We start from the raw sequence: 16,409 nt of genomic DNA on the forward strand, positions 1-16,409 counted from the left end.
TATAACATGAACACAAAACCCTTAGCTGAATTAGCCAAGACCATTCGAAGTAAAAACGCAGGAACCGATCGCATCACATTTGACATTATTTTTCGAGAACAAGAAAACTATGATTTAGTCAAAAAAAGCGGTGTCATAAACAAAGAAAGCATTGCCGCACTCTTCCATATCAACAAAGATCGCATCACTGATTTAGTAGAGTTTGACCCTGCCTACGCCATTAAATTTACAATCAGCAGAACCGCCCCGAGTGGTAGTCCAGGTGAAGGAGATATATTTGGGTGTCAGCAGTATCCTCCTTTGTTGGGGGTGGAGGTGCCGGTGTAATTATATAAACTTAGAAAAAGAGAGGAGAAATCCTCCTTTTTTCTTTTACTCCTTAATCCTTCCAGAAACAGTCAGCAAGGTTACTTTCTCTCATTTAAAACAATTCAATACAAACTCAATCCTTATTGCCAAACCTACTTCAATATACCTTCGTCAGAAATATTGTTTGGTAAGACCAAAGATAAGGAAATTTCCTTATCTTTGGTCTTTTATTTTATAATACTCAACATACCAATTAGCAAATCGTTGTAACCCATCGGCTATTGATGTTTTTGGTCGAAAACCTATAGCATCGTGCAAACGATCTGTTGATGCATATGTGGCAGGTACATCACCTGGCTTTAATGGTTCAAAACTTTTCTCAAATATAATCTCTTCTTCTAAAGCATTGCTTAAAGACTTTTCTAATGTTTCAATAAAGGTCATAAGCTTTTCCGGCTTGTTGTTTCCTATATTATAAATCTTATGTTGTACTTCTCCCTGTGGTGGAACAGACAGTAGTCCCTCAATTCCTTCAATAATATCGTCAATGTACGTGAAATCCCTATACAAGTCATTGTCAAAGTCAGCATTGTTGAAAATATGGATTGGATCCCCAGCAAAATGTTTATTCGCAAAACCAAAATAAGCCATATCCGGGCGTCCCATTGGTCCATAGACTGTAAAAAATCTTAATCCAGTAGCTGGAATCTGGTAAAGATGGCTATATGTGTGGGCCATAAGTTCATTAGATTTTTTAGTTGATGCATATAAAGAAACCGGTTGATCGACGAAATCTGTTTCTTCAAATGGTACTTTCTTATTTGCTCCATAGACAGAACTGGATGACGCGTACAGTAAATGTTCTACTGGATAGTGCCTACAAGCTTCTATTATATTAAAAAAACCAATAATATTACTTTGTATATAAGCATCCGGATCCTCAATCGAGTATCGTACACCAGCTTGAGCCGCTAAGTTTACAACAATCTCTGGTGTATACTCCTTAAATACATTAGTTACCAGGTCTTTGTCAGCAATATCACCTTTTATAAAGGTAAACTGCTCACGAGCCTTCAATTTTTCTAATCTAGTTAATTTTAAATTCACATCATAATATTCATTTAGGTTATCGATGCCTATCACCCTGCAACCTTTTTCTAAAAGGTTTTTAGACAGATAAAAACCAATAAAACCAGCGGCCCCAGTGACAAGGTAGGTTTTATTGGTATCAGGACCCTTGTAATTCATAGTCGGAATTCTCCTTTACTACTTCTCTCGTTGTCGCTTGTCTTCCTATGGAGTGGTATTCCACACCGGCTTTTTGCATATCGACCGTCTGATAAATATTTCTACCATCAAAAACCAATGGGGTCTTCATCCACTTGTTATATTGTTCTGGTGTGATTGCCTTAATCTCTCCCCATTCGGTAAAGATAAAACAAACATTTGCCCCTACTAATGCATCTTCAACCTTGTTGACATATTGGATATGACCCTTCTTAGAAGAACCTTCTGGATGTACTTTTTCAAAATTCTCTCTACCTACTGGATCAAACGCATAAATATCCGCCCCACGTTCCAATAATAATGGCACATTTTCAAGAGAAGCAGCTTCCCGTAAATCATCTGTACCTGGTTTAAAAGTTAGTCCCAACACAGCAACCTTTAACCCATCAAAGGTAATGAGACGTTTATTCGCCTTTTTAAATAGCATTGTTTTTTGCTTAGTATTCACATCAATCGCTGCTTTTACCGTTTTTAATTCATATCCATTTTGCCGCGCAATATAGGAGAGGGCTTTTGTGTCTTTCGGAAAGCAAGACCCACCATATCCAATACCAGCATTCAAGAACCTATTACCAATGCGCTCATCATAACTCATCCCTTGTGCGACGTCTTGGATATCAGCGCCTACCAGTTCACACAAATTAGCTATGTCGTTCATATAAGAAATCTTCAATGCAAGAAAATCATTGGAAGCATATTTAATCATTTCTGCCGAACGTCGACTTACTGGAACAATTGGTAAATGAAACGGTTCATAAATACTCATTAAAATTTCTTTTGCCCATTGAGTCTCTGTACCAATAATAATACGCTCTGCTTCTAACGTATCCTTAACAGCAGAACCTTGTGCCAAAAACTCAGGATTAGAAGCCACCTCTACCCTCACATCATTCAATAAAAAATCTTGGATAAATTGATCGACCTTATCATTCGTACCCACAGGAACCGTTGATTTAACCACGACCAAACAATCCTTCTCAACAGATTCAGCAATTTGACGAGCTACTGTGGCAATATGAGATAAATCCGCTGATCCATCCGGCTGTTCAGGCGTTCCCACACCTATAAAAATAGCGTCCGCTTCTCTATAAGCAGACGCATAATCAGTCGTATATTTAATTCTTCCTGCTGCATAATTTTCTCTCATTAGCTCCTCTAACCCTTGCTCATAAATCGGGGAAATACCTGATTCCATTAGAGCTACCTTATCTTCATCAATATCTACACAAGTTACTTGATGACCTTTTTCTGCAAAACAAACACCGGCTACTAGGCCTACGTAGCCGGTGCCTGCTACGGCTATTTTGTACATATTAATAACACCTGCCTTATAAATTCATACTATTTAATAATATAATGACTATTAATAAAAGATAATTATATCTTCTTTGAAATTAAACGGAAAATCAGTTTATAAATATCTATTAAAAGTCTTCTTTCAAAAACTAGATTGATTATTAGAATTATAGCAATTGATATAAATGAATATATAATTGCCCAATTAACCCATTCCATATATCCTGAAACATTAAATTGAACAAACTCAATATTTATTATAAGTACTACTATTGCTATACAAGGAATTTTTATTGCCCTAAAAATAGATGTTAAATTTCTTTGTTTTATAATATATTTGTTTGAGTAAAATATAATATCAAAACAACGCCACCCAAGTGTAACGGCTGTTCCAATTAAAACACCATAAATTCCTAATGAATTAACTAAAATTAATTGAAGCGCTATACAAACAATAGCTTCAATAATAGCTCTTGATCTCGTCTCCTTAAAATGGCCCGCAACATTTATCAATGATTGGGCCGGAAGCCTAACATTATTAAAGTAGCTAATCATCACAAAAAGTGATGCAACACCATAGTCAACATAATTTATATCGGAAACTCCACCAACATAGACAGATATAAAGGGAATAATTAATATAGTACACAGAGAGTAAATATATGACAAAACCATATTATATATAAATTCAACTTTATTGAACTCATTTTTTAGCTTATTAATATTATTTAGTGCAATTGTTCTTCCCAAAAAGGGTGCAACTGAACTCATTGTTTGTGAACAAATTGAAAACAAACCAGAAAACACAACATTGTAAACCGCATAAATACTTGCTACATCAAGTCCAGCAAATGTTGACAGCACGATTACTTGGCTACTTAGAATCACCAATCCACTTAATTGATGAATAAATGCATCATTCCTCTTTTCATTGGCTGTTTGGATAGGAGGTGTCTTAGAGTCTAGGAATTTATAATTTCTATTAACATAAGCTGACAGTAATAAAATCCTCACAATAAATACTAAGGATGAGGCAAGCTGAACTAAAACAATATTAACATTATTTTTTATAAGCGCGTATGCAAAAATAAAACTCAAAACTATACCAATTGATTGAACTATTGATGTTATATATGATTTTTGATCTGCGTAAAGTAACGATCTGTATTTTCCCACTACGAAAAATTCAGATGCCCCTTCAATACTCATAACTATTATTAACATTACGATTAAATAATAATCTAGCGATTCACTTAAAAACAATGGATAAATAAATGATACTATAAGAGCTATAAGAGAAAACAATATCCCAGCTTTTGTAAACATACTATTTGACGCATTTAGTATACCACTAGTTTTTTTATGGTCTTGCTTGGCAATTGGTTTATACAAAGAATGTGTAGTAGCTACCGATATTCCTGCGCCCACAAGTTTTATATAAGACATTAATTGTTTAATTGTTGTTACTAGACCATTTATTTGAGAACCATAAGTAGCTATTAAGAGAGGCGGAAGGATGAAATTTGTTATTATATTCACAATTTGAGTTATAAAGCTAGCTCCAGCATTTTTAGCAACCTTTCTTAATTTCATTATTCCCTACCTTCCCTGGGTAATTTAATTCATCATCATTTTTTATAAAGTCAAACTCATCATCATCAGATAAATAAGATAAAAAAAGCATTGGCAAAATCAAATTAGTAAACCATCTTAGGATAATTGTTTCATTATAGACAACTAAGCCCATTGCCATTACCAAAGAAAGAAATGTGTAAGAAATGTATTTCCATAGATTCTGCTGATTTTGTGCCTTAAAACCATATTTAATAGATATAAAAGCAATAATTGCACTAAACACAGGAGCAAATATAAAACCGAAGTAATACTTTCCGGCAGCTATAGTAGGAGGTATTTGGCCGTGAGAATCATTTGCTAGATTAAAAAGGTTCTGTAAATTAATTCCTTTCATCCCAAATAGGGTATTGTTGAATGGAATTGCTCCATAGATGTTAAAAAATAATGATTCCCATTTTAGAGTTGTTTGTGGCAAATTAAAAATAGCTGCTATTGAATCTACTCCAGAAAAATATGAGATCAACACACTTGACAAATAATGTAACAAATTCTCATTACCATATCTACTCATACCTGTATTAAATCTAACAATAAAGTATAACACAACAAAAAAAGTAGCTAAAATAATACTTAGAAAATATATTTTATTCCTTTTATCTGTATATAATTTCCCCAGGAACAACAATAATAAAAATGCTGTTATTACTGATTGCGCTATTGTCGCTGATACAAATAAAAATGGTATAAATATAAAGGGAACTGATATTATTATTCTTTTTTTACTTTTTAACTTCTTCTTAATTTGAACCATAAAATACGCGGGTACAAATATTATTACAAAGTCCATTATTAAAACAAACAATGTCAATAAAACACGTTCTAGACCACCAGTAAACTCAGTTCTATAATTGTAAAAACCAGAGCTAAAATTCGGATCTCCCATATCAAATATTGTTTTATAGATTTGTTGTGATTCAGGAATTACTATCCATACAAATAAAACAAACATTATCAGTCCTGATAAAACGAACCCAAATAGCCTAAAATTTATCGCCCTTTTGCTAAATATCCGTTCTTTATCGCCAATATTTTTATTACTTGCATATGCAAAATATAAAACCAAATATACAACTATCAACTCATATATCAAAAGATAGATGGCCTTATCCATGTTCACTTCAATATTAAACTTAATCAAACTCTGATAATCCCCTAAAACCATAAAAAAGGGGATAAACACCAATCTGAAAAAATATAAGAAAATAATTAAAGTTAATCCAATATTTGATGGTATTCCCTTTAATATTCCTACACACAATATATTAACCCCCAAAAAAGATAAAGGTAAAAGTGGCAATAGTGAATAATAATCAGGTCTACTAGAATCCATCATAATAGTTAGTGCTGTAGCAAGAGAAAAAGTAAATATGATTAATAAAAAAATTACTTGTTTACTACTAACTTTATTCACTATGGTTCTAACCTTTCATAAATATCTTTATATTGTAATGCAATTTTTTTTATATTATATGAACTCAACAAACTATTAGAAGCTTTATAGGTTTTACCATGGTTTTTACTAATATATTCTAGAATATTATATGCCCACGCCTTTGAACCGATATCTAACGGATAATATGTGCATAATCCTAAATTTGCCTCAGGTGGAACAGCACTCGAAGCAAAGCATTTAACTTGCATTGCTTGTGCCTCTATTAGCACAATCCCTAATCCTTCATAATTAGATGGAAAGATAAAATAATCAGATTGTGCTAGAAGTTTCGGCAAGTTTGAATCATGCGGTAACATTTTCACACTTTTAGATAACCCTGATTGCATTATTTCTTTTTTTATAATCTCTTGTTCTTCCCCAAAGCCTACTAAGTTTAGTTCAGTATTGTGGTTTTTATTATGGATTTCTTTAAAAACATCTATTAAAAACGATTGATTCTTTTGATAACAGTACCTTCCTACATGTATAAATTTTATTATAGATTTATCTTTTTTATCTCTAGAATAATTAGAAGGATTAAATTCATTTAGATCAATAGCATTATTTATAATAATAGCTTTATTATCATTTTTGCTATAAAGAAAATCGTTTGCTGCTTTAGAACAACCAATCCTTACAGTAGAATTTCGTTTAATAAGCCTTTTAACTAAACGTTTATATATTTGCGAAAATTCACTAACCTTTTGTGAAGATGCCGTATTATGACTGTGCGTAACTCTTATAGGCACACCGGCAATTCTAGCAGCTAAAAGGATAATGCCACTCTCGGTACCATTATGACAATGAATTACATCATAATTACCTTTCTTTAAAATTTTATATGTTCCAATAAAACTCCTTAAAGGTCTGGTGAGATTCTCCAAAATATCTTTTAACCTATTACCGGTTCTATCACACGGAATTCTGTATATCTTCCCATATTTTAAAAATTCCTCATCATAATAACCATTCTTGTTTGAGAATAACAGAATATCAAAATCTATATCAGTATATAAATTTCTAACAATACTCATTATTACAGCTTGAATACCACCATTATTTAAACTTCTGTAGCCAACTTGTAGTACTCTTTTTTTCATATCTATTTCCCCTATAAAATGCCATTATTATTAAAATAATATTTATAAAATTTTTTACTCCTATTAGTAATAATTTTATTAACTGACTACATCTTATCTTAATTTTTATTTAGGCAACTTTATTAGTTCACCAATTTTTTTGTTCCACTCTTTTGGAATAAATTCACCAAATCCGCTTTGTGGGAAAAAAGTTAACTCCCCAAAATAGACTTTTCTTTGAATAGAATATAAATCTACTCTTACAAATGGTATCCCTTCTGAGAGTTTACTGGATACATCTAACATCTCAGCATGATTGTTAGGCTTTGGCATTCCACTACTTTTTTTAGCAGTTTTTTTCAAACCTGTAAACTCCATATGATTCCATTCTGTATCGTAAAAATCAATAGTCTCATCCGAATGCCTTCCCCGTATTACCTGACAATATTTTGGACTACCATCGAAACAATAAAATTTATAATCGGTCAAACTTGTATCCTCAATGTTATCTACCATATACTTTTCAAGAATTATTTTTGGTTCAATAAATTTATAAGGCCATTCTCTCCCGTACCAATACCAATTCCTCCTCATCCATTTCTTAAGTTTATTTTTAGCATCCGCAATATTAAAATTAGATTTATCATTGCAAATTATATTACACCCAGAGCCGTGCGTACATTTGAGAACAAACTTTTCAGGGAGATTATCCCAATCAATCTGATCAATATTTTCATAAACATCAATTAGGGGTATGAGATAGTCATCTCCAAGATCTTTACTAATATGTGAACGAACTAATAATTTATCACAATACTCCGAATATAAATTTTTGCGGTGATTTAGTTTAAGCCAATGAATTTTCTCACTAAATGTTTTTGGATTTGATAAGTTTAGCTTCTCACCGGTATGATATTTATGTTTAATATTTAAATATAAACTATCTGGGATTTTATGACTAAGTAATTCAATAGTATTTTTCATTGTCTTTTTTCCCTTGTACTTTATTTAATAATTGGTGATAAATATCGCTAGAATCATCCGCTAATTTATTCCAATTATATAGATTAGAGAGTTTTAATGCATTTCTACCCTTAGAAGCAAAAGCACCTCTATCATTTAATAAATTCTTGAATTCAGTAGTTAAGCTTTCACTAGTAATTCCTGCAGTCCATCCAGCATCTGCTTGTTTAACATCATCCGCCATGTTTGTTCCTTCTGTTATCAAACAAGGCAGACCAAATGATAATGCCTCAATCAACCCCATTGGATGGCCTTCAAATCGGGAAGTTAAAATAAAAAAATCACTATTCAGTAATATTTCTTCCTTCTCAATATCAAAAACTGCTTCTTTTAGATTAATAATGCAACCAAGATTATTATCATCTATCATTTTCTTGATTTCACTTTTACTCCCCTCTTTATCTGGACCATATATTTCAATTATAATATTCTCTTTTTCTAATTCCTCCTTCAGGTTAGAACAAGCTTCTATTAATAAATCTATCCCTTTCTGATATATATCAAGTCTACCTATAAAAACACCCTTACAAAATTCCCTCCGAGTAAACTGTCTTATTTTACTTTTTCCACTTATTCCATTTGGTATTATAAAATGTGTCTTGTTCCAACTATCACCTGAATCCCGATACTCTTTACTAGTCAAATACTGAATAGCAGTAGCTTTTCTTATGAAATTTTTAAAAAAAAGAGTGTTTGCGACTTTCTTTTTTAAAAATTTCGACTTTTGAGCATAACTAGTTAGTGAACTTCTAGGTATAATAATGTACGGAATTCCTTTCTTTCTACATTCATTTGCAATTTTACAATAAGAGTAAAAATACAAACCCTCAAAAATTACTAAATCTGGGGAATTAAAAGGGTCTGGTAACTCAGTAATTTTCAAATTAGGAAAATCATCAATATCATAACACTTGATACCCTCACTTTGTTCTTCTTTATATAGGTTGTTAATGTTATACCAAAACACATTATCATACTTTGCTTGTGCATTAATTTGACTAGGTACACTGTAATTTGGACCAGTCCATTTTAGACCATACAAATACGTTATATATAATATATTCATTATTTTGCCTTTCTTATGTATTCAAGTTTATGAAACCTATTTAGATTTCTTTTGTTATTTCATCACTGTTGGTATGGGCAATTTAAAGAGGTCTCCCATTTCATAATCAAAACTGTCAGGTACAAATTTTACACATCCACTCCAAGGATAAAAGGTTATTTCTCCAAAGTATACCTTCCCATTAACCCAGTAAAAATCAACTCTAACAAATGGGAAATCCTTTGCTATAGATTCCGCAATTTGCACCATATATTCAAAACCATCAGGTTTTAAAATTTCATTATTTGTATTGGGCCAATCACTTTGGACATTTAATTTTTCCCAATTGATATTATAAAAATTCCTTCTGTGATCGTCATGCCTATCTGTATCTACCCAAATATACTCTACTTTACCGTTAAAACATAAAAATTTATAGTCATTTATATCGCTAGTTTTATTACTATTATCAACTAGTAGCTCCTCTATCACAATTTTATCTTTTATATTTTGATACGCCCACTCTCTTCCCATCAGTACAGTATTAACCGTCTTCCATTGTTTAATAGTCTTTTCGATTACACTTTTATTTAATTTATTTTTATCTTTTATAAATAAATTTGTACCCGACCCCTTATTAGATTTAATCACAAATGAATCAGGTAATGATGCAAAATCTATATCTTCATAAGAATCACAAACTTGATATAGTTTTACCAGTATTTCCTCATATCCCTTTCCTTGTATATAACTTCTAACTCTATATTTATCAGCACATTGAGTCATTATTGAAGTTCGATAATTTAATTTATACCAATGTATTTTCTCAGTAAACCTTTTGGGTTCTTTCAAATTAAGTCTTCTATTTAATGTGATTCTGTACTGTAAATTTATGACTTGTTTATCCGACAAATACTTAAATAAATATCTCATACTTCCTTTTACAAAAGGGGTGTTCACAATTTTTTTCAACTTCATAGTACCTCTCCGTATCTTCAATTTTTTATTGATTCTCTGAGAAATCTATTAGAAAGTATCTTTAGTACCCACATTGGAGATAGGAACATAATAAGTTGGCCAAGCGAAACAATTATAAAGTCTATTAAGCTACAGTCTCCTCTCTTCCAAATAACATATTCAACATCAATATAACTTTTACAATAGGACCAACTTTTTCTTCTTCTAAAATTATTTTGATTCGATCGAAAAAGCAAAAGGGATGTATTTATATTTGCTCCCTTACAATTGTTATTGATCATCCTAGAGAACAAGTCTAAATCTTGTTTTCTTCTAAGATAACCATATCCTCCACAACGAATTACTTCAGATTTTTTGAACATAACTGTAGGATGGTTGAATGGACTTCTCCGCCTAATAAACTTGACTATATCCTCATGTTTTGTGGGTACTACCCTTGAAGAGACTATATTATCTGGTTCATCATAGAATTCATCTATCATTGATCCAACAATACTTATATCTGGATTTTTCTCAAAAAACTCAACTTGAATACCACATCTATCAGGTAGTGAAATATCATCACTATCCATTCTAGCTACTAATTCATTCTTACAGTATTTTAAACCTTCATCAAGCGCTCTCCCTAAACCTACATTTTTATCAAGTGATACAATATAAAATAATTCGGGTTCTTTTCTAACAAATTCTTCAATCACCTGATCTAGTTTTTCTGTTAATTTACCATCTTTTACAATTACTATTTGATCTGGTTTAAGTGTTTGATTCACTATACTTTTTAAACTAGCTATGAAATAATCTGGATTCTCTTTATAATAAACTGACATTAATACACTATATATTTTTTCCATAGATTATCCCCTACTCCTCAGTTCTTCTAATGGATTCTTGCAAACTCCTTATTTGATACTTTTCTTTATATTCGCTCATACTTTGTTCATAAATTAAATTACCAAAAACTTTATTAAAAATCCCTAACCTAGAAATCACAATATTCAGAATTGGATTAAACACCTTTGTCATTCTAATTTTCTTACCATTAGCCCCTGCTATCAACTCAACCATTTCGCTAGTTTTAACATATTCTCTATTTTGTGGAAAAAAAACACCACTCTCTTCATGATCTATAATAAGCTTTAGAAACTCGCAAAGGTTATCAATATGCAACATACTTCTTTGATTTTCTATATCAGGAAAAATAGGTAACGTCTTAGCCACTTTTGACAGCTTAAGGTAATTTCCTTTTGATCCTTTTCCATAAATCATTGGGGATCTAATAATTGCAACTGTAAAATTCTGATTTTCTAAAAGTTTTATTCCCTCCTCAGCCTGTAACTTGCTATTTCCATAAAAATTGCTTGGTCTAGGTACTGTTTTCTTATTTATCATTACTTTATGATCACTACCATATACAATAATACTACTCATAAAAATGAAATGCTTTACTCCATCAGATTGAGCTTTCTTGGCGGTTTTAATTGTAAGATCTCTATTAACCATATAATAAATACTTTTCATTTTTTCAGCCGATGATACATGCGCTATCCCAGCTACATGAATTACAACATCATATCTAGAAAAGTCTTTCTTTTCCCATTCTTTGTTTCTTAAGCTAATAAACTCTATAGAATACTTATCAGGATAAACGGTTAACCACTTTGCTAAGTTAGTACCAACGTAACTATTCTTACCGGTTATCAATATTTTTTTCATTTATAAGTACTCTCCCTTACTAGAAACTTTTTTTTTAGTTCCAGTTCCACCTTCAACAACACCGTCACTTTTAACAACGCTAACAACTGTACCAAAGAGGCACTTAGCATCCATTGAAATACTTATATTTTCAACATATTCACCATCTAATTGTGCCTTTATTTCAATTAGAAGTTCATCTCTACCATTAATTTGAGCCCAACCAGTCAGTCCAGGGAGAACATCATTTGCACCATATTTATCCCTTTCAGCTATCAAATCATATTGATTCCAGAGTGCCGGTCGTGGTCCAATTATACTCATCTGTCCAATTAAGATATTCCAAATCTGTGGTAGTTCATCTAGTGAAGTTTTTCTTAAGAACTTACCTACTTTAGTAATATATTGATCTGGTTTCCCTAACAAATGAGTTGGTGTGTCTTTGGGTGTATCAATTCGCATTGTACGGAATTTCAAAATATTAAAATAAGTCTTATTTATTCCTATACGTTTTTGTTTGAATAATACTGGCCCTCTTGAATCTAATTTAATGGCAATGATAAGAAATAAAAATAACGGGGTTAAAACTATTATTGCAACGAAGGAAAGAATAATATCTATCAACCTTTTAATCTTCATATACATTTGGGCAATACTCCTTAAGATAGTTAGTAATTTAGGACTTGACTGGATTCAATAAAACTTGAATTCCAACCAACTACTAATCCACCAAATCAAAATGATAACAGGGCATCCAACCCCACCTCACACCACACTACCGACAACCAAGTGTCTAAGGTCTATCCAAAACCCACAGCATAACCGAGTGCCTTCATTGATAAAGGTTAGAAGACATCACCTTTTCGTTTCTTTGATCGTTTTTTATTTAAAAAATCCGAGAATCTACTATTATATAGTGCTGTTTTTGTGTTCGTTTATTATTTCGTCTAGGAAGGTTAATAGTTCTGGTTGTAGTGCTTTGTTTTTGAGTGCCATTTCGATTGTTGTTTTGATGAATCCGAGTTTTTCGCCGACGTCATGGCGCCTGCCTTCGAAGTCGTAGGCGAAGACGCGTTGGATTTGATTTAATTCCTGGATGGCGTCGGTTAGTTGGATTTCACCGCCTGCTCCTCGTTGTTGTTTTTCAAGGAACAGGAAGATTTCTGGCGTGAGCACGTATCTTCCCATGATTGCTAGATTAGAAGGAGCCGTTCCTTCTGCTGGTTTTTCAACAAAGTGATTAACTTGGTAGCGACGATTGCTTTGTATCGCTGGGTCAATAATGCCATAACGATGCGTTTCTTCCATTGGGACAGTTTGCACACCGATGATGGAGGAAAGGGTTTGATCGTATTCATTGATGAGCTGTTTCAGACATGGTGTTTCTGCTTCAACAATATCGTCACCAAGAAGGACGGCAAATGGTTCGTCGCCGATGAATTTGCGGGCACACCAAACAGCATGTCCTAGCCCTTTCGGTTCTTTTTGGCGAATATAGTGAATATCGACTTTTGATGGTTCTTTCACTTTTTCGAGCAAGTCGAATTTTTGCTTCTGTAACAAGTTTTCTTCTAGTTCATAGGAATGGTCGAAGTGATCCTCGATTGCTCTTTTTCCTTTTCCTGTGACAATAATGATATCTTCAATACCTGATGCTACCGCTTCTTCGACGATGTATTGAATCGTTGGTTTATCAACAATTGGTAGCATTTCTTTTGGCATCGCTTTTGTGACAGGTAGAAATCTTGTTCCTAAGCCTGCTGCAGGGATAATCGCTTTTTTTACTTTTTTCATTTCTACCACTCCTCATTTATTCGACTAGAGATAACATTTTATTCTTTCTACGATTAGCTAGATTCACGACAAACTCGCTGATTTCTTGCTGGTTCATTTTTGTAAATTCACTGATTAGATATTGAATTTCGTTCTCTTGTTCTAAGATGGCTTTGCCAATGAAGATTTTTGGGAAAACGGCCTCATCATGCACTTCTTTCTCGCCTAGTAGTTCTTCATACATTTTTTCACCAGGGCGGATTCCTGTATAACGGATCCCTATATCCTCAATATTATATCCGGATAGTTGGATTAAATTTTTGGCAAGGTCTACAATTTTTACCGGTTGTCCCATATCAAGAACGAAGATTTCTCCGCCCTTCGCTAACGAACCTGCTTGCAAAACCAATCTTGATGCTTCAGGAATCGTCATAAAGTAACGAGTCATATCAGGGTGTGTCACTGTTACGGGACCACCTTGTTGAATTTGCTTCTTAAATAATGGAATGACACTGCCTCGGCTACCAAGAACATTACCAAATCGTACAGCAACAAATTTCGTATCACTTTGTCGGTCGAGTTGCTGGACAATCATCTCGGCAATTCGTTTAGTTGAGCCCATGACATTTGTTGGATTCACTGCCTTATCGGAAGAAATCATAACAAATGTGCCTACGGAAAAAGTATCGGCTGCTTCAGCTACATTTCTCGTCCCTAGAATATTATTTTTTACTGCCTCTTTTGGATTGAATTCCATTAGTGGCACATGTTTATGTGCAGCTGCATGATAAACGACGTCAGGTTGATGTATATCCATGATTTCAAATATGCGATCACGGTCTTGAATATCAGCAATGATCGGTACGATTTCGATTGTTTGTTCATACATTTTTCTTAGCTCGATATCAATCTGGTAAATCGAGTTTTCCCCGTGACCGAGGAGAAGAATTTTACTTGGTGAAAATTTACATATTTGCCTTGATACTTCAGAGCCAATGGAACCACCTGCACCCGTAACGAGCACGACTTTATTGGTTATTTTTTTTGAAATGCTCTCCATATCTAATTGCACTGGATCTCTGCCAAGTAAATCCTCCACTTGTACATCACGGAATTGATTAACGGATAGATTACCTACCATAATGTCTTCAATTCTTGGCATAATAACGGTTTTGGCACTCGTTTGTGCACACGCATCAAAGATTATTTGCATTTCTTCTTTTTTTAAAGAAGGGATTGCGATTATGATCTTATCAATCAGCAAGGTGTCTACCTTTTCGATGATTTGATGAGACTGACCAACGACAGGCACATTATGTATTTGCAGCTTATATTTCGTTCGATTGTCATCGATAAAGGCAACCGGCAATATTCCGGTTTCTGGGTGATTCTTTAATTGTTTAACAAGCATTGTACCAGCAGCACCTGCGCCAATAATTAGTGCTCGTTCCATTTGGTTTTGTGGCTTAATGTATCGATCACGATAAATACGCCAAGAAAATCTTGATCCACCAATCAGGAGGACATGTAACATCCAAGTCATAATCATGGCACGATAGCCCACATGACCTACTAGCAGTTGTTGAAGAATAATCGTAACGACGATGGAGAAGGTTACTGCTCTGACAATAGCAAGTAGCTCTCCGATACTAGCGTACTCCCAAGCTTTATCATATAACTTATAAATAAAAGCAAATACGTGATGACTCACGAGCAGGCTAATAGACGTTACGAGTAATAATTTAGAACTTAATAACTGCAAACTAGGATGCAAAGTAAAATAACTTATATATATAGCTGATAGCACAATAATGGAATCAAGTGCCACCCAAAAAGTCATCCTTTTTTGATAAGTCATTAGCCATCTCCCTCTTACCTAAATGATTTCTTCCTTTAGGATCGGGCCTACTTATTATGTAAATCATTTATCAGTGAACACCGTTCTTAATAAGGTAAAAGTTTTAGTATTATATACCTATATAAAAACCAAACAGCTTCACCGATAATAGACATAGCAAAACACGATAAGAAGATAGGTCCGTCCTATTTTCAATTTAAAACAACCCAAATACCCTCTTACGCTTGATTTTTTCGGGCATTTCCTTCATAACGTTTTCCCCGTTAAGGAGTAGCTCGGCATTTTCTGTGAAGAGGTAGACAATATCCGTTCCGTAAAGCTTGTCGAGGGTGTCGATTGCTTTATTGAAATGGAAAGGTCTGGTTGTTGTATTGTGTGCATCAGAAGCGATGAAATGGGTGAGATTCGCTTCGATGATTTGCTGCGTAAACTTTTTTACATTTTTGCCGAAGTGGCCGACGAGACTTCCGGCGGTCACTTGGGTGAGTGCTCCCTTTTTAACTAGGAAATATAATAGTTCCGGTTGTTCAATCAGCTGCTGGTTTCGTTCTGGGTGGACGATTATGGGTATAAGCCCTTCCAGCTGCATGTCATAAAACAATTTTTCTGTGTATTTTGGTACATGATTCGACGGAAATTCAATAAACATATAGTTGGTGTCTGCTAATGTTTGAATTTTCCCTTCTTGCCATTCCTGTAATACTTCCCCAAATATCCGCACCTCTTGTCCTGGATGAATAGACAGCGGGAAATCTTCTGCTTGCAATCTTTCGTTTAAATTATATGTCTCTCTAACAATCTTTTGTTTGTCATTTCTATACTTCTCTTGATAGTGAGGTGTGGCAATGATTGCAGTGATTCCTTCATTTATTGCCTGCTTTGCCATGTTGTATGATTCTTCAAATGTTTGTGCGCCATCATCTAAATGGGGTAGGATGTGGCAATGGATATCAATCATTACTTTCCTCCTTTTTATAATTCAAATATTATAAATTGACTGAT

Annotated in this window: 15 protein-coding genes; 1 reads left to right on the forward strand and 14 read right to left on the reverse strand. The window is 33.5% G+C overall.

What is annotated here, in order from left to right:
- The first annotated feature begins 6 nt into the window (after positions 1 to 6).
- Positions 7 to 327, forward strand: coding sequence for a DUF4387 domain-containing protein (locus MKY26_RS15390; RefSeq protein ID WP_095371666.1), 321 nt, complete (start codon positions 7 to 9; stop codon positions 325 to 327).
- A gap of 195 nt (positions 328 to 522) precedes the next feature.
- Here the strand turns inward: MKY26_RS15390 and MKY26_RS15395 are convergent, their stop codons facing one another.
- From MKY26_RS15395 to MKY26_RS15460, 14 genes are all read right to left on the reverse strand, one after another.
- On the reverse strand, positions 523 to 1,557 hold the full coding sequence (locus MKY26_RS15395; protein WP_341098056.1) for an SDR family NAD(P)-dependent oxidoreductase: 1,035 nt from the start codon (positions 1,555 to 1,557) through the stop codon (positions 523 to 525).
- Entirely contained in the window at positions 1,538 to 2,908 is a 1,371-nt protein-coding gene (locus MKY26_RS15400) for a UDP-glucose dehydrogenase family protein (RefSeq protein ID WP_341098057.1), read from the reverse strand. Before MKY26_RS15400 ends, MKY26_RS15395 begins: the two co-directional genes overlap by 20 nt.
- 65 nt (positions 2,909 to 2,973) lie before the next feature.
- Entirely contained in the window at positions 2,974 to 4,485 is a 1,512-nt protein-coding gene (locus MKY26_RS15405) for a lipopolysaccharide biosynthesis protein (protein ID WP_341098058.1), read from the reverse strand.
- Positions 4,463 to 5,938 carry an O-antigen polymerase gene (locus tag MKY26_RS15410; RefSeq protein WP_341098059.1) on the reverse strand — a complete coding sequence of 492 codons (1,476 nt, stop codon included), beginning with the start codon at positions 5,936 to 5,938 and terminating at the stop codon, positions 4,463 to 4,465. Before MKY26_RS15410 ends, MKY26_RS15405 begins: the two co-directional genes overlap by 23 nt.
- A complete protein-coding gene (locus MKY26_RS15415; RefSeq protein ID WP_341098060.1) occupies positions 5,938 to 7,059 on the reverse strand; it encodes a glycosyltransferase in 1,122 nt (373 codons plus the stop codon). The genes MKY26_RS15410 and MKY26_RS15415 overlap by 1 nt, the downstream gene beginning before the upstream one ends.
- 105 nt (positions 7,060 to 7,164) lie before the next feature.
- Positions 7,165 to 8,022, reverse strand: coding sequence for an ATP-grasp fold amidoligase family protein (locus MKY26_RS15420; RefSeq protein WP_341098061.1), 858 nt, complete (start codon positions 8,020 to 8,022; stop codon positions 7,165 to 7,167).
- Entirely contained in the window at positions 8,006 to 9,127 is a 1,122-nt protein-coding gene (locus MKY26_RS15425; RefSeq protein WP_341098062.1) for a glycosyltransferase, read from the reverse strand. The genes MKY26_RS15420 and MKY26_RS15425 overlap by 17 nt, the downstream gene beginning before the upstream one ends.
- Before the next feature lie 54 nt (positions 9,128 to 9,181).
- Positions 9,182 to 10,084, reverse strand: coding sequence for an ATP-grasp fold amidoligase family protein (locus tag MKY26_RS15430; RefSeq protein ID WP_341098063.1), 903 nt, complete (start codon positions 10,082 to 10,084; stop codon positions 9,182 to 9,184).
- 17 nt (positions 10,085 to 10,101) lie between these two features.
- Positions 10,102 to 10,935: a glycosyltransferase gene (locus tag MKY26_RS15435; protein ID WP_341098064.1), complete on the reverse strand. Its 834-nt coding sequence runs from the start codon at positions 10,933 to 10,935 to the stop codon at positions 10,102 to 10,104.
- A gap of 10 nt (positions 10,936 to 10,945) precedes the next feature.
- Positions 10,946 to 11,797 (reverse strand): NAD-dependent epimerase/dehydratase family protein, encoded by an 852-nt coding sequence (locus tag MKY26_RS15440; protein ID WP_341098065.1) that lies wholly within the window; start codon positions 11,795 to 11,797, stop codon positions 10,946 to 10,948.
- Positions 11,798 to 12,421 (reverse strand): sugar transferase, encoded by a 624-nt coding sequence (locus MKY26_RS15445; RefSeq protein ID WP_341098066.1) that lies wholly within the window; start codon positions 12,419 to 12,421, stop codon positions 11,798 to 11,800.
- A 264-nt stretch (positions 12,422 to 12,685) separates the two neighbouring features.
- Positions 12,686 to 13,570: a UTP--glucose-1-phosphate uridylyltransferase GalU gene (gene galU / locus MKY26_RS15450; protein WP_289434812.1), complete on the reverse strand. Its 885-nt coding sequence runs from the start codon at positions 13,568 to 13,570 to the stop codon at positions 12,686 to 12,688.
- Between the two features lie 16 nt (positions 13,571 to 13,586).
- On the reverse strand, positions 13,587 to 15,407 hold the full coding sequence (locus MKY26_RS15455) for a polysaccharide biosynthesis protein (protein WP_341098067.1): 1,821 nt from the start codon (positions 15,405 to 15,407) through the stop codon (positions 13,587 to 13,589).
- A gap of 196 nt (positions 15,408 to 15,603) precedes the next feature.
- The gene (locus tag MKY26_RS15460) at positions 15,604 to 16,365 is read right to left on the reverse strand and encodes a tyrosine-protein phosphatase (protein WP_341098068.1); all 762 of its coding nucleotides are present in this window, start codon (positions 16,363 to 16,365) and stop codon (positions 15,604 to 15,606) included.
- Positions 16,366 to 16,409: the final 44 nt, after the last annotated feature.

It is taken from the genome of Cytobacillus sp. FSL R7-0680 (genome assembly GCF_038009245.1).
GTDB classification, from domain to species: domain Bacteria; phylum Bacillota; class Bacilli; order Bacillales; family Cytobacillaceae; genus Cytobacillus; species Cytobacillus kochii.